We start from the raw sequence: 23,959 nt of genomic DNA on the forward strand, positions 1-23,959 counted from the left end.
ATCGGAGCCTTCCGCTTCAAGAAGGCGCGGCGACCGTCACTTCGAAAGCGCCCGTGACGATCTGGCCTCTGGCTTTGGCTTGGAACCAGACGCGATACCGGCCCGGCTTGGGAAACGCGTAGGGGAAATGGACCCGTGATTCTTGGGTGTCCACACCGCAGATGAGATCGTCGAGGCGCCGGACGGCGTTGATGTCGAGTTCGCGTTTGGCAAAGGTCATAAGTGAGGCCATGGAAGCCGTGCCTTGAGGGTGCAAGTGAGTGAACACCGAGCTGTCCTCGTGCAGAATCACGGCATGTCCCGGCATGCCCATGTACAGTTCCAGTGGGGCGGGCTGGCCGTTCGCATCGACGACTTGGAAGCTCAAGCTAAGATCAACTCCCGCCACGACCGAAGACAATGCCTCCCATCGCACCTGATAGGGTTGGGAGGGCACTGAAGGGGAAGGAGCCGCGCCGGTTCCAACGGGATGAGAGGCGTGCCAGGCATCAGTCGGATCCGGACTTATTTCGCTGTGATGCCACGAGGCTGGGGAGGCGCCGGGACCGATTCGGACTCGACCGGTGAGGGTTTGGGACGCTCCGGTTTCGTGGGTGATGTCGGCGAAAGTGAGGTATTCACCCTCCGGCAGAGGCGGCAACGCGGTATCAAAGAGCCGGTCATCTCTTCCGGAGGGATGCAGGTGGGCGAAGACGTCGAGGCCAGGTTGCCGGACGAGGAAAAGGTGCATGAGCTTGCCGTGGTCCGGAATCAACGGCGAGCGCTGGTGCCTTTCCCACCGGGGATCATCGATGGCAAGGCGAAGAGCGCGGTGGCCGTCGCGTTCGCTCAAGGTGAGAGTGGTTTGGGGCGACCGGTAGAGCCGGTTGGATACGAAATGGCGATCCACCGCACCCCACCAACGGTAGCCTCCATAGAGTGCGCCCGTGATGAAGATCATAGCCGCGAGGGCCGCGAGGCGTCCGCCCCGGAGGCGGCGGCGGGTGGGAAGGCTTCCAGGTTCGAGCAGACTTTCACTCAAGGCCGCGCGTGCAATGGAGGCCAGGAGCGCGACGAGGAGGAGGCCGAGCCCGGACAATACTCCAGTCATGAGAGGAGTCATGACCAGCCTCCGGGTGGCCAGTGCCGTGATGGGCACGATGGCTTCGCCTTTTCCAGCCGAGGATTCGACGCGGACGAGTACGCCGTACGCGCCGGTGGTCATGAACCAGAGTTCGGCGCTGTAGAGGTTGGTTTCGCCTCGGACGAGCGTGGCTGAGTCGGGAGGAGGCGCCCCCTTGCGTCCGGCATCCCACTTCACAGGGAGGACTTGGACCTGATGGGGTCCCGTGTTCTTAACCCGGACCGAAATCTGGGCCAAACCGGGGACGACGGGGGGCGGGCGGATGACGACGCGGATGGGGTGGGGTCCGGCTTCTCCTTCAAAAAAAACATTGGGGCTGCCGACATGGGCGAGCGCGGGCCAAGCCAGGCCGAGGAGAAGGATGGTGGACCACAACGCCACTCTGTCTCGCACTTTATTCATCGCCGGACGCGAGTCATCCAGCCTCCGATTCCGAGCCCCACGGCGGAGGCGGCTATGCCGAGGCCTGCCGCGAGGGCGATGTCTTTGGGCTGGGCAGCGGAGCGGTTGCGCAACCAGAATTCTTTCTGATAGGGACCAGGTCTGGAGAAGTAGGGATAGAACGCGCGGCCGGCAAAGAACCGATTTTGCGCCGAATCGGAGATCAAGAATTTCGAGAAATGCCATTGGGCCGGGAGCATCGTGCCCACGAAAAGTGCTCCGAGCGGAATGGCGAGCAGGAGGACTCGCCACCAGGGAATTCTCCCTTTACCAAAGCGTTGAATGAGGAGGTCGAACAGCGCAGCCGGCAAGATGAGCAAGAGCGGAAACGCGGGCGGCACCATGTGAGTGACCGGCGAGTAGATGGGCGCGAGCATGGGCTGTCCGCGGAAGAGGGGGAGGATCCAGAGGGCGCCGGCCATGATGCCCATGTAAATGGCGGCGGAGCGAGTGGCACCCCAATTCCCCTTGGAAGCGCGGGAGATGAGAGCCAGATAAACCGGAAAGGTGCTGGCGATGATCCCGTAGAAGAGTCCGCTATGCTGCTGATTGGGAAAAGTCTCCTCGGTCATCATGATGGCGAGCATGGTGATGAGGACCCCGGCGACATCATTGAAAAGGAGACTGGCCCGTGCTTGCTTGGACTCCTCGATGTTGTTTTGGCAGGCGAGAACCAGGAGCAGAACTCCGAGCGCGACTCCAAACATGCCCAAAGCGAGAACGGAATGCGGTGGACTGATGATTTCCACGTCCAGGCCATAGGCGTCGTGCCACCAGTCGTCGAAAGGCGCGGAAGTGAGCATGGCGAGGTTTCCCCAGACTACCACCCAAGCTCCCAAGGGACCGTGGAAACCCCAGATCCGAACGGCTCCCGCCTTTTCACGGTCCGTGCCCCAAAAAGTCAGCCGCAGGATGAGTGCGATGCAGGTGAGGCCGGGAATCAGTCCACCCGCGTGAATGCAGAGATGGGCTGGCGTCCAGAACGTGTCTCGTCCGATGGTGGAATGCCACGAAATGTCCCACAGCACTCCCACGGGTATGCCGGTGACTCCGATGGCGGCGAGGTAAATGAACCACGGGATGGCCGTTGGTGCGGTGTCCCGGATTCGGGACCCGGCGGTTTCGAGAGGAGGCATGAGGACCTCAGCGCTCATTCCATCTTGCCGAGCCATGGAGGGATCCTGGTGTGCGGGGTGGGTCGTTGTCCAGCTTGCGAAAGGTGCGGAGTCTCTGGCTCCGGCTCGAACACTCGAACCGCGACCGTGATGACATCCCGTCGCCGCACGTTGAAAATCTGGAGTCTTCCGACCTGTCCGCACGCTGCGGCTGGTCTCCGACACATCCGCGCTCCCTTGATTCCACCGAAAACACCGAAGAACCCCTCTCCTTTCGGCAGGCCTTTGACGCTCAAGTTTTTGCGCATCTCGACGCTGCAGAATGGAGGATTCCAGGTTGACGGATCTGGTCGATGCTCGCGGAGCGGGTCCGCCCGAATCTATCGCGTCGTGATGATGCGATGGAAGGCTTTCGCTGTGGAGTGCGAAACCGGTGCATCCCGATGTTGCCGGTGATGCAGGTAGGGCGCGTCCGTCCCGGCGCGCCGCCGGAGCATGATGTTTTGCATCCCGTGGGCGGCGGGCTGGGACAGGCCCGCCCTACCAACAACATCGGGATGCACGGGTGCGAAACGCACGGTGCATCAAGAGATTGTCGGTGACTGGGTTGTCGTGGTAATGCAGACAGCATTGTCTGCTTTTTCGCAGGCTGCCCAGCCTGCGGGGCGACGAAGGGAACCCGGCGTGTGGAGAGCATGGAAGCGCCTCGTTCTTCACCCGCCGGGCCGACTGACATTCGGCGATACGGCAGCCTGCGCCACACGACAGACCACTTCGGGGTTCACGGCGAAACGCACCCTCGGTTACTTCGATGTTCGCCCGAAATGCCGGTCGGCGAAGTCGAGGAACAGTTTCCAGTCGAAGGCGGTGATGTCATGGGCGCCCGTGCGCTGGTGGTAGCCCACGCTTGCCCCCACGGACTGGTCCGGCGCGGGTGGGTTTGTCTCCACCAGTCCCGTTTTTCCGAAGAGCCGCCATGCCGGCGAAGCATGCACGGCGGCGAGGAACTCGCCCAAGGGATCCGCCCAGCGATCCTCCGTCGCGCTGGCCACATAGGCTGGACGCGGCGCCGTCAGCGCGATCAGTTGGTGCGCGTCCACCGGCATCTGGTGCTCCTGATCCGTGAAGCGAGCGTAGTTGCCGCAGAACCAATAGGGCACTGCGCGCACCAAGTCGCGCACGCGTTCCCCGTACTCACGGCGGGCCAGAGAGGCGCCGCCCTCACCCGAGTCGTTCGAGATCGTGATCGCGAATCGCTCGTCCCGCGCTCCCGCCCAAAGTGCCGTCTTACCGTGGCGGGAATGTCCGAAAACCACGACTTTCTTGGAATCGATTCGGGGTTCGGATTCCAGCACGTCGAGCGACCGACTCAACCCCCAGGCCCAAGCCGCGATGGCGCCCCAGTCTTCCGGTCCGGGATCGCGCCCCGACTTGCTGGCATAGAACCCGCGGATACCGTCCTTCCACCCGTCGCGGTGGTCCGGTTCGATGTCCCCATAATAGTACGTGGCTACGGCGTAGCCCCGGCTGAGTGCCCGTTCGAGAGGCCAGCGCGAAGCGTGTTTTCCACGCGTGGCTTCGGTCGCGCGATGATTTTCAATGCCCATTTTCCGGGCGGGCCTCATCCATCGTGAGGAAGCGGTGATGCGGGGGTCGGAATGCACGCTCTGATTCCCATAATAATTGAGTCCGAGAAAGGCGGGTGCGGGAGAGACGGCACCATTGGGGAGGTAAAGCAAGAGATCCAGACGCGGTCCGTCCGGACGCCCGTCCAGGAAGACGGCGATTTCTTTGCGTGTGGCGAGGCCGCCGAGTGCGTTGGTGTCTGTAAGCCCGGTTTTCCAGGAGAGTGTGGCGGGCCGTCCGGGGGCGGTTCCATAGATGTGCTTTTCGAAAAGCGACAACAGCTCGGGCCGCCGGCGGTTTCGCCAATCGGCTTCATGGGTGACGCGGGTGCCGTCCTCCGCGGCGAGGAGTTCGGGCAAACGATAGGGCGGGACTTTGGATTCGTCGTAGTTGGTTGCGGCCGCGGCCTGGATCAGAACGGCGAGTCCGGTAAGGCTGGCATGGAGGAGAGCATTCATATAGGTCAAAGGCTGGGACTAATCATTTCGTGTGTCGGATTCGAGGGCGTAACCGTTCAGACGTCCGTGCATCCACAGGTTGTCGGTGATGCGCGCGGCTGCGCCGGAGCGCGGTTTGATCTAACCCGCATTGCAGAAACTCGATGGTGAGCGCTTCACATTCAAGCCGAGTGTGAAATATGCTGGCTAGGCTCACATGTTTTCCAAAGGCAACGGCGCATCGATCCCTGGCGGGCCATCGAGCGGGAGAAGATCGCCGCGGCGGGCTGGCGCGAGCGGAAGCGGCGTGAAAGGCGCGGTCCGGCAACTTCGGGATGCATCGTTCCGATGTGGCTTCCAAAACGCATTCTTGCCCGCATGCCGGTGGATGTGGAACAGTCCCGGCCCTGTAGTTTATTCTCTATGGCACACGTCAAGCTCCACATCCCCGGGCCCGTCGAGGTCAGTGACAAGACATTCCATGCTTTTCGATCGCCGATGATCGGTCATCGCGGCCAAGGGTTTAAGGATTTATACGCCAGGATTCAGCCTCAGCTCCAGGCTCTTTTCCACACGCGGCAGCTCGTCTATCTCAGCACCTCTTCCGCCTGGGGCGTCATGGAGGGGGCCATTCGCAATTTGACCACCCGCAAGGTGTTGAATTGCATGTGCGGCGCGTTCTCCGACAAGTGGCTCGACGTTTCCCAGCGTTGCGGCAAGTCGGCGGAAGGGCTGCAGGTGCCCTGGGGATCGCCGATTCGCGCCGAGCTCATCGACGCCAAACTGGCCACCGGCCAGTTCGATGCCTTGACCCTGATTCACAACGAAACCTCCACCGGCGTCATGAGCCCGCTCGCCGAGATCGCGGCGCTCAAGAAAAAGTATCCCGACGTCATGTTTATCGTGGATGCCGTCAGCTCGTTGAGCGCGGTGAAAGTCGATTTCGATGCCTTGGGTATCGATGTGCTTTTGGCGGGCACCCAGAAAGCCTTCGCGCTTCCTCCTGGCCTGGCCGTCTTCGCCTGCTCGCCCGCCGCCCTGGCCAAGTCGGCCACGGTCAAGGATCGGGGCTACTACTTCGATTTTGTGGAGTTTCAAAAAAATGCCGAGCAACACATGACGCCCAGCACGCCCAGCATTGGGCATGTCTATGCGCTGGCGTCGAAACTGGAGGACATCTTCGCGGAGGGAGTGCCCAACCGGTTCGCGCGTCACGAAAGGCTGGCGCTGAAAACGCGTTCCTGGGCGGAGAAGCATGGCTTCACGCTGTTTCCCGAAAAGGGATTCGAGTCTTTGACGCTGACTTGTGTGAACAATGGCGCGCGTCCGGGAACGGGCGGGCGCGAAGTGGACGTGGCCAAACTCCAGAAGTTGGTGAAGGATCGCGGATTCCTGATCGACGGGGGATACGGAAAGATCAAGGGCACGACTTTTCGCATTTCCAGCATGGGCGATGAAACCGACGCGTCCATGGAACCGCTTTATGCGGCGCTGGACGACACCATGAAGGCGCTTGGATGAAGAATTGCCCTTGCGCGTGAGGCGTCCTTCGCCTTTCTTAAGGGCATGTTCCAGATCCTCAAGCGTTCCGCCTTTAATCTTCCGGAAAGACTGGTCACGCCCGAAGGAACTTACACCAAGCGCCGCGAGTTTCTCCGTCAGTTCGGCTTCGCTGGGGGCGGGCTCGCGGTCCTCGGCCTTGGTGCCCAGGGATGGGCCGCCCAGCCGGCGGGAGGCGGGTTGAAGTATCCCGCGACGCGCAATCCGGACTTCAATCCCAAGTGGACCCTCACCGACGAGAAGGTGGCGGCGACCTACAACAACTTCTACGAATTCACCACTTCCAAGGATCGCGTTCACCGGCTGGTCGGCAAGTTTGTCACGGAGCCATGGCCGCTTGAAGTCACGGGGCTCTGCGAGAACCCCATGAAAATGGACGCCATGGAATGGGCGAGCTTGCATGGCGTTGAGGAGCGAATTTACCGGTTCCGCTGCGTGGAAGCCTGGGCCATGATTGTGCCCTGGACGGGGTTCCAGCTTTCCAAACTCATCGAGAAGGCCAAGCCGAAGCCGGAGGCCAAGTTTGTCAAGTTCGTGACCTTCATGAAACCGGATCAGGCCCCGGGGTTCCTGAACATGCCCCAGTATCCTTGGCCTTACACCGAGGGGTTGCGTCTCGATGAGGCCATGCATCCTCTGACGATCATGGCCACCGGCATCTATGGCAAACCGATGCCCAAACAGCATGGAGCTCCGATTCGGCTCGTGGTGCCTTGGAAGTATGGATTCAAGAGCGGGAAATCGATCGTCAAAATCGAATTCACCGCGCAACAGCCCAAGACCCTCTGGGAATCCCTGGCCCCGGAGGAGTATCCGTTCGAGTCGAACGTCGATCCCGGGGTGCCACATCCGCGCTGGTCTCAAGCCACCGAACGGATGATCGATTCGGGCGACCGTGTAAAAACCCAGCTTTACAACGGCTACGGCTCCCACGTCGCCAAGCTGTACTCCAAGGCGTGAGCCTGCCGGTATTGAGCCGGGATGCGATGCGCGCATGGGAGCGCGACTCCTGGGCCGCGGGCCGCAACGTTCAATCCGTCATTCAACGAGTGGGCTGGCGCCTGGCGCGCTGGCTCGCGGAACACAGCCGCGCCAGAGATTCCATTCTGCTCCTGGCCGGGCCCGGCCACAACGGGGACGACGTCCGTGCCGCCGTGCCGGTGCTGGCCGATCGCGATGTGGAAATCATCACCGTTCGTGATCCCTCCGCGGTCTTCGATTGCGTCCGCTTGGCTTTGCGCTCGCCCCGCCGCTGGGTTGTCGATGGTCTCTTCGGCATCGGGTTGAACCGTCCGCTGGACGGCGCTTGGCGGCGGATCATCGAGGCGGTCAACGCCTGCGAATGGCCGGTGGCCGCGATGGACGTCCCCTCGGGATTGGATGCTGACAGCGGTCAACCGCTGGGAGAGGCCATTCACGCGACGCACACACTGACGGTGGGCGCGCCGAAGCCGGGTTTGATCGTGGAGGCTGCTTCGCCGTGGGTCGGACGGCTTGAAGTGCTCAATGGTGTGGGATTGATCGAGCCGCCCGTGCCTGCGACGGGCGCGCCCGTCTGGCTGGAGGAAAGAGATTTCGCGGGATATCCTCCGCAAAGGGCCTCTTCTTCGCACAAGGGCAGCCACGGGCATGCGGTCATCTTGGCCGGGAGCCTGGGATACCATGGTGCCGCCGTGTTGGCGGCGCGTGGTGCCCTTTCGATGCGACCAGGGTTGGTGACTGTGCTGACGCTTCCATCCGTCTACTCCGCCGTGGCGGCGCAGATGGCTGCGCCGCTGGTGGGTCTGTGGAAGGGGGTGGACTCCATCCCTGCCTCGGCGACGAGTTTGGTTGTGGGACCGGGGCTGGCTGCGCCCGAGTGTGAGATTCTTCAGGAAGCGATTGCGCGCTGTTGGCAGCGCCTTGATTTGCCCATGGTGGTGGATGCCAGCGCTCTTGCCTGGCTGCCGCAGGGGAGGGTCGAGAGCCGCGAGCCCCGCCTTCTCACTCCCCATCCTGGTGAAGCAGGGCGGTTGATCGGCATCACGGCTGGGGAGGTGCAGGGAGGGAGGCCTGAAACTTTGCGAGAGGTTTCAAAAACTTTTGGCCAAAGTTGGGTGATCCTCAAAGGCCGCCACACTTTGATCGGGCGAACCACCGGCAGCCTGGGCATCAATGGAACTGGATCGCCCTCGATGGCTCAAGGCGGCACGGGAGACGTGCTGGCGGGCATGGCGGGCGGATTGCTGGCGCAACGGGAAGCCCGCGGCGATTTGTTCAAGCTGGCGGCTTTTGCCGCGTGGGAACATGGCCGCCGCGCGGATCTTTTGGATCAAGTTCGTCCGCATTGGATCGCCGAGGACTTGGCGATTTTGGGAGCCGGCGTGCTTGGGAAAGATCCAGCCTTTGATTTCCAAAAACGTCCGGAGACGTCAGGTTGCGGTCCGCCCCGGCGAAACGAACATGGCGGGGCGTCACAATTCCGAAACCGCATCAAGCTCCTGGGCGATAAATCTCCGAAATCGAATCAGAAGAAAGCCTCGCAAAAGCAGGTGAAGGCCAACGTTGCGACGCAAAAGAAAAACCAGGCCATCGCCAGCCAACAGGCTTCCAAGAAGAAATAGCCTTTCCACGGACGCTCTTCCCACTCGGAAACACGTGCGAGTGGCGCGGGTATGCTGGAATTGACTGGAGGCGTGCTGCGGGGCACGGGAGTCATCAAGGCCACGGACACCACTTCGCGCCCACCCAGGTGACCCACTGCGCCGTGATCCGTCCCGGCAACCGTCCGTGCGCGAAATCGTGAGCTCGCCCGTGATCCACGCCTCGCCGGAGCACACTGTGGAGGAATGCATGCGCTTGATGACCGCGCACAAGGTTCGACACTTGCCGGTTCTCGCCGGGGACGAAGTGCTCGGCGTGGTTTCCATCGGCGACCTCGTCAACTGGCTGATTAACGCGCAGGGGAGCGCCATCGACCAGTTGGAGCACTACATCTCGGGCCAATATCCCGGGTAACAGGATCGGTCAGATCTCGGCCAGCCGCGCTTCCGAATCGCCAAAACGATCGAGACGAACCTCGAATTTGTCCATGAGCGATAGGAACAGGCTGCACATTTTGCGGTTGGGTTTGCCCCGGTAATCGAGAACGCGCCCGGTCTGCAATCTTCCACCCGCTCCTCCCACCATCATGACGGGGAGTTGCGTCGCGTCGTGGCTTCCGGTGAGCATGCTGGAACACATCATGAGCAGCGTATTGTCCAGAGCGGTTCGCTCCCCTTCCTGGATCGAGTCCAACTTCCGAGCGATGTAGGCCATCTGTTCCACGAAGAATTGATTGACCTTGAGCCAATCCGCCGTGTCGCTGTGCGAAAGCAAGTGGTGAATCATGTAGTCCACCCCCAGTTTTGGGAAACGCAGCGAGGAATGGTCGTTGTTGAGTTTCAAGCTGCAGAACCGCGTGGTGTCGGTCTGAAAGGCCAAGACCAGGATATCGCACATCAACCGCATGTGCTCGTCGATATCCTGGGGAATGCCATCGGGCGGACGCGGGATGTTGGGCTCGGCCGATGCGGGACGCCATCCCTGCAATTTGCGTTCCTTGCCGGCGGTTTCGATGCGCTGTTCCACCTCACGGACGGAGGCCAGGTATTCGTCGAGTTTGCCCCGATCGGAATAACCCAGTTTGCCGCGCAAGCTGGAAGCTTCGGTCAAGACCGCGTCCAACACGCTTTTGTCGCCCTGGCTCGATCCCGAGCGGAACAGGCGGTCAAAAGCGAGGGCGGGATACAATTCAAGCGGCGTGGGCGTGGTCGGCGAGCTCCACGAAATGTGGGAGCTGTAAATCATCGAATAGTTCTTGTGAACCGAGGAATTGGCTTTCTCACAAGCCAGGACGAGGCTGGGAACCTTGGTTTGATGCCCGATCTTTTGGGCCAATACCTGGTCGAAACTCGTACCCGACTTGATTTCTCCGCCGGAGGCCAGGGGCGCGCCAGAGAGCAGATTCCCCGTTTGCGAGCTGTGGATGTTTCCCTTGAGCGCTTCCTCGTTGTAGAGGCCGGTGACGAGCAGCGATTTTCTCTTAAACGGCTCGAGCGGTTTCAACACCGCGCCCAGTTCCATGGTTTCTCCGGAGCCGCGGGCCCACCATTCCTTGGAGTGGAATCCGTTCCCCGCGAAAAGGACCGCCAGCCGCGTGGGCGGCCCGCTGGCGGCGCGGGATCCTGCCGTCACGTCGCCCCACACCGGCAGCGACTCCATCCACGGCAAGGCCATCGTCACGCCCACCCCACGCAGAAAGGTGCGGCGGGAAAATCGGTATCCAAGTTGAGGGCTCATGGGGGGACTTTATCGTATCCGCCCGGAAAATGGGAAGCCTTGATTCCCGGTGATACGCGCACCAGCGCCGGGGCGTTCACGCCGCTTGGGCGGTTCTGGCGTTGCTGCTCCTCGGTCACAGACCGCTGGCGGGTATGCTCCCTCGTCGCGCCGAGCCAGAACCGCCCAAGCGGCGCAACAAATGCCCACCCAATTCATGAACAGCCCACTAGCGAGCGCCTGCTTTCGAACGTTCGATGGCGAAATCGACCAGTTCGCGGGAGCGAAAGTAAGGTTCGTGGAAGCTGTGCCCCTGCCCGGGCAGGACGATGAGGCGCACCAGTTCACCCACGCCAAGCTGTTGGTAAGCCTCCCGCAGGGCTTCCGAGTTATCCCGCAGAGGTACCACCTTGTCATCGTCGCCATGAATCAGAGCAAAAGGGATGCGGGCGCGCGCCAGCACTCCAGCCCGGGCGATGGGATTGAACTCCGCCACCCGACGCGTGAGTTCGGCTGGAGTGAAGCCGTAGGCGGGTGCGGCATTCGTGACGCCCGGATAAGTGCGGAAATCGTAAACCGGATAGATCCCGATGATGCCCGCCACACGGTCGGGCCGATGCAACGCCCAGCTGCTCACCCAAAGTCCTCCGCGGCTTCGCCCGAAGAGGCAAGACTTGCGTGCAAATCCACGCCGGAGAGTGAGTTCATCGTAAAGCGCGTCGAAGGCGCGATGGCTGGCGGGACTTCCGTAGGCCTCGCCCACGTCCACGCCGGCCACGGCGACCCCGGCGGCCAGGAATTGTTCGTGCATCCAACGTTCCGCTTCGTCGGGATAAGCCGGTAATGTCGGGGCGTAAAAAATCCAAGGCTGCGGGCTGCGCCGCTGGGACTCCGGGGGAAGGAAAAGAAAGGCGGGTCGTCCGTCGATCGTCAAATCCACCCGGGGCAGTTCCAATCGCGGCGGAGGCAGCTTGCGCGCGGGAGGCGGGGCGGATGTCGCGGTCCCCGGCGTTGCTTCGGCGAAGGTCATGTTCCCAGCCCGGCCTGACAGGATCAATGATGCGGCCAAAGGAAAGGAATAGAAGCAGGCTGGGAATTTCATGCCGCCATTGAAGCCCGGGCGATCGCGGCGGCCAATCCCAAATGAACGCTTCGGACTTTGCTTTTCGTGGGCTCGATTCCTAAGCTCCCGCTCCGTGGTGATCATGCATTTTCCACAGTCCAGGCAGATTCAAACTCACTCCGGGAAGACCGCCACGCGATCCTGGCGAGTTCGCAGCGCGTCACTCCGTGCGGCGGCAGCTCTCAGCCTTGCGGTGCTGGGTCTCGCCCTGGGGTCGGATGAGGTTCCGCGCATCGACAAGATTGAGCGGTTGGGTCCGGACGCGGTGACCATTCACTTCGACACCCTCCCGGACTTGAATTACGCCCTGCAGTATTCGGATGACGCACTGCGATTCCGCCCCGATCGGTCGGAGGCGACATGGTTCAGTTTGTTCGAGCTGCCGGCCTTTCCATTTCGAAACCATTTCGTGATCGTGGATCAAGTGGCCTCGCCAGCCCGGGTCTATCGCTTGAGCACCACTCGATGAATTTCGGAAGTTCGAGACGGGCGGGGCGGGGGTTTCGATCCGCGCTTCGCGGCTCGGTTCATTTTTGAGATGAGGTGCGGACCGGATAGAGACCGGGGCAGCATCCGAATTTCTCGTGAAAGGCCTGGCTGAAATGGCTGAGGCTTGAGTAGCCGACTTCCATCGCCGCTTCGGTGACATTGTGTTCCCCTTGGCGCAACAGTTCCGCCGCCTTCTCCAAACGCAAATCGCGCAGATACTGCGAGATGGTCTGGCCGGTTTGCGCCGAGAATATCCGGCTCAGGTAAAAGTGGCTGCATCCGATTTTGCGCCCGAGTTCCTCCAGGGGCGGCGGTTCCACGAGGTTCTGTTTGAGCAAAAAAGCGACGAGTTCCACGCGTTCCTGGGCCAGTCGTTGCTGGCGGGTGCAAAAGAATTCTTCTCCCTCCGGGGGTTGAACCAGAAAGGTGACCGCCAATTCGATCGCCTTGCATTGATACCAGATCGGATGGACCGAGGCGGACACGGGCGGATGCCGCAGGGATTCGACCATCAGGCGGGCGGGTTGCGCCAGCCGGGTCACTGCCACGCAAGGTTCGCCGGCGGGCCGGTCCTCCATCAGATCTCTCGCGATGGGGTGAAGGGAGGCGCTTAATCCTGGCAGGGATTGGTTGAGGAAGGGTCTCGAGTATTCAATGGTGAGAAACTGATGGTGCTGGCCTCCCAGCCGCGTGGCTCTCGATTTCTGCCCCGCCGTGCGATAGAATCCGGCGGATGGAGGATCGAACCGGCACTCTCCGCCGGAGGTGAAAACGACCCCTGTGCCAGAGAAGTTCAGGCAAAGTTCCAGCGAACCGGGATGGAAGGTCGCCGCCCAATCGAAATCGGATTTCGGGGTGAAATCGTGCCATTCGAAGCTGAATCCGGTGCCATGGAAACTGCCGTAAATCGGCTGCCAGCCGGGTCCGGCCGATCTCCAGGCTTCGACCTCCGAGAAAGGGGACTGGGAGGCGTCCGACTTGCGAGCGTCGCGCGCCTTGCCGGTCGTGCTTGATTTGGAACCCGCCGCTTTCAGTTCAATACACCCCGAGTACGTTGTTGAGATGAAGTCTCCCGGGGGATGGACTCGTTGGCAAGCGCGGCAATTTTCATTTTTGGCCGCAAGCATCCGCAAGAACCGGCTCAAGCTGCGACCCTGAACGTCCGGTGGTATGGAAGGCTGCTGGGGGGGCGCCATCCCCGGCACCCGTCCGCTCCGCCACTTCGCGCAATGCACCCTCAACGTCCGAGAGGCCCGTCGAGATAGCGGTGATAAATGCGCCCCAAACGATCCAACATGACCTCCACAGTGTGCTCGCGCATCACCATCTGCTGACCCTTCGCGCTGAAGGTGCGTGTTTCTTCGGGACGATCGAAGGTGGCTTGCAACATCTCGGCCAAGGCCGTCGCGTTTCCCGGAGGACAAAGCCGGCCCGTTTCGTTTTCTCGAATGATCGAGGGAAGGCCGCCGACCCGGCTCGCCACCACCGGTGTTCCCACCGCCAGCGCTTGCAACCCGACTTGGGGAATCGCCTCGTGTAAGGACGGGATCGCGAGCACATCCAACCCTCTCAAGATCTCCGGCACATCGTCCCGGGTGCCCAGAAATCGAATCCGGTCTCTCAATCTCAACTCCCGCGCCCGGGCCTCGACGGCTGGCTGGTTCGGGCCTTCCCCAACCACCACGCAGTTCATCGCCCGTCCCTTGTCCGCCAGTTGCTTCAAAGCGTCGAAGAGAAAGGTGTGACCTTTGGCCCGGCGGATGATTCCAATGATGCCCACGGTGGGGCCGCGTTCGGAAGTGGGGAAATCGAAGCTGGCTTTGGGTCCTGTCGCGGAAAATCGAGCCAAATCCACGCCGGTCGGCAAGGCATCCACGCGATCCGGCGGGAGGTGGAAAAGCCGCCGGAAATCGTCGGCGACTTTGGGGCTCGTGGTGATGAGATGATCGGCCAAGGTGCGATAAACATACTGACTGAGCCAGGGATTTCGCACGGGCACGTCAAAGTGACGGGAACGAATGACGAGGGGCGTGCGCGCCCATCGCGCGGCTAATCCCACGATCCAGCCGTCACGGGAACTGTGCGTATTGACGATGTCGGCTTGGAAACGCGTCAAAAACCGCGCGGCGCGAAGCACGTCAAACGGGAAAATCCACTTCCTCTCGGACAGCCGCTCACGCGTCATGGCGTCCTGAGCTGCTTCGCTGAAGATCCGGGCTTGCTCCGGGGCGAGGATACCCACGTGATGGCCGCGCTTCCGGAATCCGGCCAACTCCGCCCAAATGCGCCTTTCCTCTCCACCCCAGCCCAGCGAGGCTTCCGAGTGGATGATTCGCCAAGGTCTCGTGCAGGCAGGGGCGGGTGTGTCACGCAGGCCCATAGCAATGCGCCCGCCATGCTCCCAGGGGCGCGGGGCCGGTGACAATGACTTTGATGCGCGCGACGGGCTCGGAACTGAAACGGGTGAGCCTCGTCAAAGCGGCGAAGAACTTCCCCATCCACCTCATGGCGTCGAGCCGATCTCTTCACCCCCAAGAACCAACTCGGCCTCCATCACGGCGAGTTCCCCCACGCAGATGCGGATGGAGGCTTGCACCAAAGATCCCATGCGAACACGCACAACCGCGTGAATGTGGAGCAAATCTCCGGGCCGAGCAGGGGCTAAAAACTTGGCGGCACGGATCGAGGCCAGCTTCAGATTGGGAATCCGAGCCTGCTGAGGATCATGCTGCGCCACCACGCCTGCCACTTGCGCGCCGCATTCCACGAGCAGCACGCCGGGCATGAGCGGACGGTTCGGAAAATACCCCGCCAGATAGGGAGCCGTCTCAGGAATCCGGTAAGCACCAACCCCCGAGTGGCCCGGAACCCATTCGAGCAATCGATCCACAAATCGGAATTCAGGACCGTGAGGAAGCGCGTCCAGTGCAGATTCGAGGGGCGATCTCATGGGACGGAGGTCGCGGCGCCGGCGGCCCGAATGGCATAACCTTCCAGGGAGGGAAACTCCAGCACGGACGGCGGCAAGCCCGTGTTGACGGTTTGCCTTTGGAATCTGTTTTCCATGGTGGAGCCGTCGGACAAGCGCAGGAGGGTCAACAAAAGGGTGGGTGGATCACCCGCCAAGCCCAAGCGCAGTTCCGGCAGGAATCGGCGCGCGCTGGCGGCCCGGGGCGCCAGCAACAGTAGGCTGAGTTCGTTGGATCGCGTCATGGAAATCGGGCGGAATCGCTTTTCCAAGTCCGCTTTGGACTGCGGGAAGCCCGCTTCAAACAAGGCGGACAATTGCGCCCACGCCGATCCACCGCCGGCACCAAGGCCATATCGCTCGGCGCGTTTCAGTTTGGGATAGATGATCCAGACCGTGTTGGACGACCGCAGGGCAATGGTCTTCGCCGGTTCTCCCAGTTCCCATCTGAAAAAGTCAGGCGCCTGGTACCATACCCGCCCCGTCGTCTCCAAGGGCACGCTCACGGTTGCCAATGTTCGGACCTGCACGAACTCCGCCTGCCATGTGCGGATCTGAGACTGCGCCTGCCACCACTCTTCCCAACGCACCTTCTCCGCCGCCTCGACGGCAGCAGCCGCGAAGGTCGAAGGCGCGAGCCATGCGGTCAAGACGACCACGATGCATTGCCGATAGAATCCTCTCGCGAGGGGGCCGAGGATCGGGAACCCGCGGCCGAGCATGGAGGTGGGCGAGGCACTGGGTTGGCGAACCCGCCCCACGCCCCACCATGGAGACCGCCTGTCTGCAGAAGGCGCCACGGGTGATGTTGTGGCTTGCACGTGACGCCTCAAGGGTTGTCCGATCCCCCCTGCGAGTTCAAGCTGGAGGGAGTTTGGCGTTCCCACACGGGAACGAATTGGAACCATTGGGAAGCATAACGCTTGAGCAGGGGCTCGAACGAATGCGTCAACTGCTGGAGAAAACCATGGCGGCCCGAGGGAGACGCCAACGCATCGCCATGGATCCCGGGAGATTCAAGGAGATGGACCGCGTAACCTGAAGCCTCACGCACCACGGCCACAGGCAACACAACGCATCCCGAGGCTTGCGCAAGCAACGCTGGGGCCGGAGAAATCGCCAAGGACGAACCGCAGCAGGTCACGACACTGTTGCCCTTGACCTCCGTGCGGTCGAGCAAGAGCGCCACGCAGTGGCCTTGTCGAAGTTTCTCGATCAGTTCCAGAAATGCAAAGTCGCCCCGCCCTAAAACGAAAGTGCGAACACCGCGGCGAGCCCGGGCCGCCTCCCTCCAAGCCGTCAACAGAGGATCCGGTTCGGGCGCGGTGACCACCCAAACCTCCCGGCCGGCCGCGGCCAGCCATGCCGCTCCCAGCTCCCAATTACCCAGGTGCATCGTCACCAACAACACCCCCCGGCCCTGAGCCAGGGATGCCTCGAAACGTTCCCGGCCATGCCAACTCGCGGCGGGAATGCTTTCCCGCCCACCCTCCAAGCGCAGGAGGTCCGCCAGTTTCTCGGCGAATTGGTCGTAAAGCGCGCGTGCCTGATGTTCCGCCTCCCGCAAATCGCCGGCACAGAGCGGTTCGAGATTGTGGCGGACCCTCTCAAATCTTTGCCGGTTCCATGTTCGATCCAGCCGACAAAACGATCTCAGAACCGTCGAGGTTAGGACGCGCGGAAGCCGCGCCGCCAGTCGTGCGGCCTGGATCCATACCCATCCTGAATAATAGCAAGGCGGTCTGACCTTCTGCTTGGCCAGGGGGAAGCGGCGGCGAAGCTGAACCCGGACGCGAGGTATCAAGAGGGTGGAGATTGAAGCCGCCCCGAGGATGCCGACTGAGCACAGCTTGCCCAGACTGGCCAGTCCGCGATTCTCCGCCCACGCCAGTGAACCGAAACCCGCCATGGTCGTCGCGGCACACAACCAGACGGCCTTCGTCATAGATCGCGCGTGCGCCTGATCGGGCCCCTCCGATGCCGCTCCCGGGCTCCCGGACCCGGAAACGGCTTGCTCCTCATCACGTCGCAAGGCCAGCAGCATGTGGATGGAATAATCGACTCCCGCACCGAGCAGCACAGGAATCGCCATGAAATTCATCAGGTTCCAGGACCAACCCGCAACCTGCATCATGCCCAAGAGGGCCAAGACCGAGAGAGCCAGGGCCATCACACTCAGGATCCACTCAAGCACGGAACGAAACGTCAGACCCAATGCGGCGAGGACGCAAATCAGGACCGGTGTCAGCACCGGCCAAAGTTCTTCACGAAGGAGTCCTGCCAGATCTTCCGCGAGCATCGACCAACGCGTGACGTGACAGCCGGGGATCTTCAGGAGCTCGCCTACCCAAGCGGGGCGAGCCCCCACGTGGACCTTGGACGCAGGCCAGGCCACGGCCAGAGCCACGGATTCATGGTCCGGGGCCGAACGAAATCGGGACATGATCTCCTGACTGACGGAATCGTGCGGCACATGATAGCGTGGCTCTTGCAGCGCCTGGCTCCAGGCGGCAAAGACGCTCTGCTGCAGCAGAATTGCTTTCTCGGTGAATCCGGCGGCGCGGATGAGATCCGCGAGGGCTTCCTTCTGTTGAACAAGCATCCGGACGCGTTCACGATTCGCAGCTTGGTGAGCTGGATTCGGCCAGAAATCGATGGGGAACACGGTGTCGGCTGGAGCTTCCGCACCGCTTTGTTTCAATGCCACCGACATTTTTTCCAGCGCCACCCGAACTTCCGCATCGGATGCGCCTCGGGCGATGAGGAGATACGGCTCCGCCATGTTCGTGGCGGCGGCCTGGCGGAGTCGGTCCCAGGTTCGATAAGCCTCGCCTTCGGATGGGCGCAGGGCGTCAGTGGATGGATCGAATCGCGGCCAGCCGCGCGCCACGAGAACGCCCAGCAAACCCAGCAGCGCTCCGACGGAGAGGATCGTCGAAATCGTTTGCCATCTCCATTCCCTCATGGTCTGACCCGCGTCTTTGACGGGCACGGTCTCCTTCGAGGCGGTGGCCAAGTTCACGCTCGAGTTGGTCTGGAAGCATCGAGGCGTGGCTTCGGGAAAGAGCCCGATCATGACGCCGGCGCCGATGAGAACTCCGAAGCCCACCAGCGTGCCCAACTGGCCCAGACCCGGCAGTCCGCTCAAATGCAGGCAGAAAAATGCGACCGCCGTGGTCAGCGCGCCCCAAAGGATCCCCGGCCCAACCCGGCGGCGCGCCTCGGCGGACGTTGAACCTCGCTCCAAATCCTGTTGCAAAACCACTCCGTAATCCACAACCAGGCCGGCCAAAATCGCCGCGAATCCGAGGCTGACCACGTTCAAAGATTGAAACCAGATCGCGCCGGCCGTTCCGGCGAGCACCATGGTCAGGACGAGCAGGGCGACCAATCGCAACAGGGGTTTCCAACGGCGATGCGCCAAACCGAAGAGCAGGACGATGATGAACGTGGTGCCGGCGACGGATCCAGCCATGTCGCGCCTCATCACTTCGGAAATCTCAGCGGTGAACACCGGGGTTCCCGTCATCGAAGTGCGGATGCCGCCGAACTCCGCGGTCCGCTGGCGCCAATCCTCGATCTCGGCCCGGAGTTCCCGGATCCATAACGCGGCGGAATTGTAATCACGCGACGCGTCCCGCGCTCGCACGCGAATCCAACGCACTTGTCCGGCGGAAGCGGAGAACGCATCCAATCCGCGTGGCCGGTGCTCCGTCTGCTCCCGGGTCAACGGGGCGAGTCCCAATGGGTCGTATCCCAAACGAGCCAGTTCCTCCGGAGAAGCCGATTCGCGGAGTCGGTTCAGTGCCGTGGCCAGTGACTCCTCCAACCGCGGTGACTGCAGCCGGTCGAACAAGGTCTGTAATGGTTCCGGCGGTCCATTGTACCAGCCGTAAGCGATCCAAGAGGCCCATTGATCAGGGGACTCAGCCCACACGGGACGCCAGGAGGCGGCCGAGATGAGCCGGGGCCGGGCTCGCAAGTGATTCGCGAGCGATTCGGCGGCGGCTTCCAGTTGATCGGCGTCCTCGTGCTCCAGCAGAATCAGCACTTCCCCGTCCGCTTGAAAGTGTTGCTGGTGAAGACGCAATCCTTGAACCGAAGCCAAATCCGGGGGCAAGAGCCCAAGCACCTCGGTATCCAGCCGGCCCCGAGTCCACGCCCACCAGCACAGCAGGAGCAAACCCGCCAAAGAACATGCGGAGGCGCGCCGGCTCATGGCGAAGCGAGATAGCCATGCAGTTTTTCACCCGTGGCGGCGCGTTCGAGCTCGAAGGTGTCTGGACCAGGCTTTCTCCAAGTCCACCCGGCGGCGGGCGTGCCGTCCTTCCAGGCGGCGGCGAGTTGGCAGGGCAGGATGGAATCCAGGGCGGCACCGGAGGCACTTCGCACCACTCCCCGCGCCGGGACGACATAACGTCCCTGCGAGCCCTCGCCTTCAAAACGGAAGAGGACTACCGGGCCCTTCGAGAAGACGATCAGGGAACGGTCCGTTGCCGAGTCGAGATAAACCACCAGATCGCCCGCCCACCATTCCGTGTTGCCGGGCGGCATCCAGGCGGCTTGGCCAAACAAGCGGAGGGGTCAAGATTGTGGCGAAGCGCGAGCCGGTGACGGGCGAGCGTGGAAGCACCCATTTGTCTGACACATCAGAACGAGCAAGATCATCGCCAGCAAACCGGGAGGGTTTGAACGAGCGAAAGAACGGATTTGCGAGTCCATCAGAACTGGAGCTTGGGAGCGATGGGTATGTGCCGCTGGAGCCGGACGAGCAGCAAAAAGATCGAGAGCCGCCAGCGAATGGGCCAGCCCGCTTCGACATCTCCTGCAAGCATCGCATTGACCGCGGCAGCCAGACCCCAGCGCGGATGCGGATGCAGCAGCACTTCCATAAACGGCACCGTGTAGAACCCCTCCACCATCTTCAGATAGAAATCCATCGCCTGCCCCAACCGCTTCTCGTACTGCTGCAAGACGGGACCCGGGGATCCATCCGGTCGATCCAGCGCCTCGAGGAGGCCGAGAGCCGCGGCGCGAGCGGAATCCATGGCGAGAAAAACTCCCGAGGAAAAATGGGATCGATGAAGCCCGCCGCGTCACCCACCCGGACGAGCCGGCCGCGGACCAAGCCGCGGTTGCGATACGAAAAGTCCGTCGTCACCTGGAGCTCGCCTAAAAGCTCCGCGCGGGCCAGCCGTTCCTTGAGCACCGAACTGGATTCGACCCGTTTCCAGAATGCTTCCGCCGGAGCGTGGGATCCCGGGACGAAGGCTGCCTTCTCGAAAACACAGCCCACGCTGACCTTCTCCCCGCCGATGGGAATGATCCAAAACCAGCCCTCAGGAAGCCGGATGATCACCGTGTCGCCCGCGCGCTCGCCCTCGTCGAGGCGGACACCGCAAAAATGTCCGAAGATCGAGAGCTTGCGAAGCCGGGGGTGGGGAATCTTTGCGCCTTCCTGGTTGCCCGAGAAATTCGAGCGGCCGCTGGCATCGACGACGAAGCGCGCCCGGAGGGATTCCATCGTTTGATCAGGACGGCGGCATTCGACCCCGAAGCCACCCTTGGTCTCCGACAGACGAGTGACCTGCCAGCCTTGTCTCACGGAGGTTCCGGCGCGTTCGGAAGCCTGGAGGAGGAGATGGTCGAATCGCGACCTCTCAACCTGAAGCGCATCCTGATAGCGGTTGAAACGTCCGGCCCGAAAATCGAAAGCCGCTTTCTGGGCGCCATTGGAGGTGTGGAACTGGGCGCCCCACTTCCTGGGGAAGCCGGAGGCCACCAGCGTGTCCCAAACACCCAGTTCGTCGAAAATGCGGCGGTTGTAGGGCAGGAGCGATTCCCCGATGTGGAAGCGCGGGAACGGGTCTTTCTCCAGCAACACGACTCGTTTGCCCGCTTTGGAGAGGTAGTGAGCGGCCGTCGAGCCCGCAGGCCCCCCGCCGATCACGACGGCGTCAAATGGAGCGTCCTCCTGCACAAGCGTTCCGCTACAGGGCGTAGGGTTCGGACCGTCGTCCCTGAAATCGAAGCGCGTGGGTGAAGCCCGACCGTCTGGCCAACTCCACCGCGGCGGCCCAATCCATGCCCACTTCCCCGGGCGCGTGGGCGTCCGATCCAAAAACCAATCCGACCCCGATTTCGGCGGCCATGGCCAGGATGGCGGGGCTGGGGTACATCTCTTTGCAATCCTTCCGCAGGCCGGCGGTGTTGATTTCGATGGCCACGCCGGCTCGCTTGGCGGTTTCCAGGAAATGCCGGAAGAGCGGGGTGCAATCCTGCTCCGGGTAATAACAAAACTTTTTGCACAAATCGGCGTGGCCGATGAAGTCGAACAGGCCGGACGCGGCGGCCTGCGTCAGCCGGTTGATGTAGGCGCTCCAAACCTCGAACGGCGGGCGCTTCTTCCATTCCGAGAGCTTTTTCGGGTTGTCCAGGTCCCAAGAATCGGAAACGTAATGGACCGAACCGATCAGGTAATCCCACGGATGACGGGCGGCGATTTCGCGAATCCAATCCTCGTGACCCGGCAGATAATCGACTTCGAGGCCGAGGCGGATCCGGAAATCGGGATGATCGCGCTGAGCGCGGCGGACTTTTTCGACGTAGGGGTCGAGATCGTCCCGGCTCATGCGCCAATCGTCGAAATCATCCCGCATCATGGGGCTGTGGTCGGAGATTCCGATTTCCTCCAGGCCGGCCCGTTTGGCGCTCGCGGCGTACTCGGTGGGCTCGCCCACCGCGTGATGGCAAAGCGGGGTGTGCATGTGATAATCGGGAGGCACAGCCATGGGCGGCAGACTACCGGAGCCGTTGGGAAGGGCGCAACTCATGCGTTTTGCGGCCGTTCTCATTTTGCCTGGAGCAAAGTTTGGCGCGCACTCCGCTGCGCGCCGAGACCGGCTGTGTCCAAGAGCGGCGCGCAGCGGAGTGCGCGCCCTACCTGTCAAAATGAGAATGGCTGCATTTCTTCATCAAATATCTTGCAATCCTCTGCGGGGGGTGGGGTCCGCATTCACTAATCCTCCCGCAGGAACTCTTAAGGAAAGATGGAAGAGGGAGGTCTTCAGACGAAAACTGGCGTGCGCCTGCAGCGCTCAAAATTTGTCCGGCCCGGGCCGTGCTTAACCGGCCCGGCTGGCTCGGATCGGACTGGTCGTTACGCTGCTTCGCCCCTCCGCCTCGGATCCTCGCCTTCCCGCTTTCTTCCTATGAAATCCCTCGCTCTCCTCGCTTTCCTCTCCGTTTCCCTACCGGCTTTTGCCGCCCCCACAACCACCGAATCTCCACCCCAGCGAGTCCCTTACGACGCCAGCACTCCGGCCGGACCTCACCACCGCTTCCATCCCAATCCCATCCAGGATCCTGTCACCGGGCAGGAATTCATGGGTGGCTATGTGGAAATCGCGTCGGGCTTGAATTTTCGCACCGGCCAAGGCCAATGGCTTCCTACAATGGAGGAGTTTCAGATCGTCAACGGCCACGCCGTGGCTGCCTCCGGCCCTCACCAAGTCATCCTTTCCAACAACCCCAAGCAACCCGGCGCGGTCGATCTGCTCACGCCCGACGGCCATCGCTTGCGCGGACATGTGCTGGGCCTCAGCCTTTACAACCCCACCACCGGTGCCAGTGAACTCATCGCCGAGGTCCAGGATTGCGTCGGAGAATTGATCTCTCCCAACCAAGTTCAGTTTCATCGCGCCTTTGATACGATCGACGCGTCGATAAGATACACTTACAAATCCTCAGGACTTGAGCAGGACATCATCTTCCATGAACAGCCTTCCATTCCGATCGATTTCCAAGAACCGGGATGCCGAATCGAGGTGATGACCGAGTGGCTGGAGCTGCCGCCGGTCCAGAAGACGGTGCAGAAATTGAAGGAAGAGAAAGACGCGCAAAAACGCGCCGCCATAGTCGAACCCGATCTGGAAGATGAACACCTCGACTTTGGCGAGATGAGCATGGGACCCGGACGCGCGTTTGCCTTGGGTGCGCCTCGTCTGGCGGGATCCATCCCAGTTGCAAAGCGCTTGGTCAATATTGAGGGCAGAACCATTCTCTTCGAAGCCGTCGAGATCGAGTCCGCCCGGGAAGAACTGGAGAAACTCCCTCTGGTGCAAGCGTTTTGGCAGCGGCGATCCTTGGACCGAACCCCCTCACCCCAACTCCGCGCCCAAATCCCGCCCGCGCCCGAGCGCGATTCCATCGCCGTGGCCGGAAGGGCCGCACCCATTGAACAAGGCATCACCCGCCTGTTCGCCCAGAACAGTCCCGCCCCGGGCTTCGTGATCGACTGGGAGGTGGTGAGTTCCGTTTCGGGAATGCGGTTCAAGGGGTATTCCACCCCAGGTCAGGATGTCTGAGGCTGAGGATGCCCCTCTCTCCGGCTCTCGCCCCACTGGTGCCTCGCGGGGCGAGAGAGAAAACGGTCTGATGCCCGTGTTGCGCGAACGGCTGGGTTGGAGTCCCCAACCTCCATTGAGGCGTTTTAGGCGTGCAAGTCGTTGGCGTCAATGAAGGTGCGACGTTTTAAGGAAGGTTCAGACCCGGTGAGCTTTCTGGGGGCTCTAGCCCGGGTATTTCATACTGAGCTTGAATCCGCGACCGTACGCCGCGTGAGGGCACGCGGCCATAAGCATTAACCTAAGGGCTGGCAAGGATAGTTGCCATGCGACTCATCTGCATCAGGCGGTTTGGACGGATCACCCGCAACGCGCGCGCAATCGCCCGTCCGCGACGGAGGAATTTGCGGAGGCTCAGCGCCGGAGCGATCAC

At 61.9% G+C, this 23,959-nt stretch carries 19 protein-coding genes; 6 read left to right on the plus strand and 13 right to left on the minus strand.

The window, feature by feature from the left end; genetic code table 11:
- Positions 1-16: 16 nt before the first annotated feature.
- From FJ404_09900 to FJ404_09910, 3 genes are all read right to left on the minus strand, one after another.
- On the minus strand, positions 17-1,525 hold the full coding sequence (locus FJ404_09900; GenBank protein MBM3823181.1) for a hypothetical protein: 1,509 nt from the start codon (positions 1,523-1,525) through the stop codon (positions 17-19).
- Entirely contained in the window at positions 1,522-2,700 is a 1,179-nt protein-coding gene (locus FJ404_09905; protein ID MBM3823182.1) for a hypothetical protein, read from the minus strand. Before FJ404_09905 ends, FJ404_09900 begins: the two co-directional genes overlap by 4 nt.
- A 782-nt stretch (positions 2,701-3,482) precedes the next feature.
- Positions 3,483-4,763, minus strand: coding sequence for an acetylxylan esterase (locus FJ404_09910; GenBank protein MBM3823183.1), 1,281 nt, complete (start codon positions 4,761-4,763; stop codon positions 3,483-3,485).
- A 402-nt stretch (positions 4,764-5,165) separates the two neighbouring features.
- Here FJ404_09910 and FJ404_09915 point away from each other — a divergent pair, with 402 nt between their 5' ends.
- The 4 genes from FJ404_09915 (at position 5,166) to FJ404_09930 (ending at position 9,299) form a co-directional block, all read left to right on the plus strand.
- Complete coding sequence (locus FJ404_09915; protein MBM3823184.1) at positions 5,166-6,263, plus strand: alanine--glyoxylate aminotransferase family protein; 1,098 nt, start codon at positions 5,166-5,168, stop codon at positions 6,261-6,263.
- A 45-nt stretch (positions 6,264-6,308) separates the two neighbouring features.
- Entirely contained in the window at positions 6,309-7,262 is a 954-nt protein-coding gene (gene msrP / locus FJ404_09920) for a protein-methionine-sulfoxide reductase catalytic subunit MsrP (GenBank protein MBM3823185.1), read from the plus strand.
- Entirely contained in the window at positions 7,259-8,905 is a 1,647-nt protein-coding gene (locus FJ404_09925) for an NAD(P)H-hydrate dehydratase (protein MBM3823186.1), read from the plus strand. The genes msrP and FJ404_09925 overlap by 4 nt, the downstream gene beginning before the upstream one ends.
- A 64-nt stretch (positions 8,906-8,969) precedes the next feature.
- A complete protein-coding gene (locus FJ404_09930) occupies positions 8,970-9,299 on the plus strand; it encodes a CBS domain-containing protein (GenBank protein ID MBM3823187.1) in 330 nt (109 codons plus the stop codon).
- 9 nt (positions 9,300-9,308) lie between these two features.
- Here FJ404_09930 and FJ404_09935 read toward each other — a convergent pair whose 3' ends face one another.
- Both FJ404_09935 and FJ404_09940 read right to left on the minus strand, forming a co-directional pair.
- Complete coding sequence (locus FJ404_09935) at positions 9,309-10,622, minus strand: DUF1552 domain-containing protein (GenBank protein ID MBM3823188.1); 1,314 nt, start codon at positions 10,620-10,622, stop codon at positions 9,309-9,311.
- 208 nt (positions 10,623-10,830) lie between these two features.
- On the minus strand, positions 10,831-11,703 hold the full coding sequence (locus FJ404_09940) for an alpha/beta hydrolase (protein MBM3823189.1): 873 nt from the start codon (positions 11,701-11,703) through the stop codon (positions 10,831-10,833).
- A 103-nt stretch (positions 11,704-11,806) separates the two neighbouring features.
- Here FJ404_09940 and FJ404_09945 point away from each other — a divergent pair, with 103 nt between their 5' ends.
- On the plus strand, positions 11,807-12,193 hold the full coding sequence (locus tag FJ404_09945) for a hypothetical protein (protein MBM3823190.1): 387 nt from the start codon (positions 11,807-11,809) through the stop codon (positions 12,191-12,193).
- Between the two features lie 58 nt (positions 12,194-12,251).
- On the opposite strand, the gene FJ404_09950 is transcribed toward FJ404_09945, so the two are convergent.
- From FJ404_09950 to FJ404_09985, 8 genes are all read right to left on the minus strand, one after another.
- A complete protein-coding gene (locus tag FJ404_09950; GenBank protein MBM3823191.1) occupies positions 12,252-13,409 on the minus strand; it encodes a helix-turn-helix transcriptional regulator in 1,158 nt (385 codons plus the stop codon).
- 41 nt (positions 13,410-13,450) lie between these two features.
- Positions 13,451-14,593: a glycosyltransferase family 4 protein gene (locus tag FJ404_09955; protein ID MBM3823192.1), complete on the minus strand. Its 1,143-nt coding sequence runs from the start codon at positions 14,591-14,593 to the stop codon at positions 13,451-13,453.
- Between the two features lie 123 nt (positions 14,594-14,716).
- A complete protein-coding gene (locus FJ404_09960) occupies positions 14,717-15,163 on the minus strand; it encodes a beta-hydroxyacyl-ACP dehydratase (GenBank protein ID MBM3823193.1) in 447 nt (148 codons plus the stop codon).
- On the minus strand, positions 15,160-16,089 hold the full coding sequence (locus FJ404_09965) for an outer membrane lipoprotein carrier protein LolA (GenBank protein MBM3823194.1): 930 nt from the start codon (positions 16,087-16,089) through the stop codon (positions 15,160-15,162). Before FJ404_09965 ends, FJ404_09960 begins: the two co-directional genes overlap by 4 nt.
- Positions 16,011-19,400 carry a hypothetical protein gene (locus FJ404_09970; protein MBM3823195.1) on the minus strand — a complete coding sequence of 1,130 codons (3,390 nt, stop codon included), beginning with the start codon at positions 19,398-19,400 and terminating at the stop codon, positions 16,011-16,013. Before FJ404_09970 ends, FJ404_09965 begins: the two co-directional genes overlap by 79 nt.
- The gene (locus FJ404_09975; GenBank protein MBM3823196.1) at positions 19,397-19,756 is read right to left on the minus strand and encodes a hypothetical protein; all 360 of its coding nucleotides are present in this window, start codon (positions 19,754-19,756) and stop codon (positions 19,397-19,399) included. The genes FJ404_09970 and FJ404_09975 overlap by 4 nt, the downstream gene beginning before the upstream one ends.
- A 349-nt stretch (positions 19,757-20,105) precedes the next feature.
- On the minus strand, positions 20,106-21,302 hold the full coding sequence (locus tag FJ404_09980) for an NAD(P)/FAD-dependent oxidoreductase (GenBank protein MBM3823197.1): 1,197 nt from the start codon (positions 21,300-21,302) through the stop codon (positions 20,106-20,108).
- Entirely contained in the window at positions 21,172-21,972 is an 801-nt protein-coding gene (locus FJ404_09985; GenBank protein MBM3823198.1) for a histidinol-phosphatase HisJ family protein, read from the minus strand. Before FJ404_09985 ends, FJ404_09980 begins: the two co-directional genes overlap by 131 nt.
- A 420-nt stretch (positions 21,973-22,392) precedes the next feature.
- Between FJ404_09985 and FJ404_09990 the strand changes: the two genes are divergently transcribed.
- Complete coding sequence (locus FJ404_09990) at positions 22,393-23,547, plus strand: hypothetical protein (GenBank protein ID MBM3823199.1); 1,155 nt, start codon at positions 22,393-22,395, stop codon at positions 23,545-23,547.
- The last annotated feature ends 412 nt before the right edge of the window (positions 23,548-23,959 follow it).

The sequence above is a fragment of the Verrucomicrobiota bacterium genome (assembly GCA_016871495.1).
In the GTDB taxonomy this organism is placed as follows: Bacteria; Verrucomicrobiota; Verrucomicrobiia; order Limisphaerales; family VHDF01; genus VHDF01.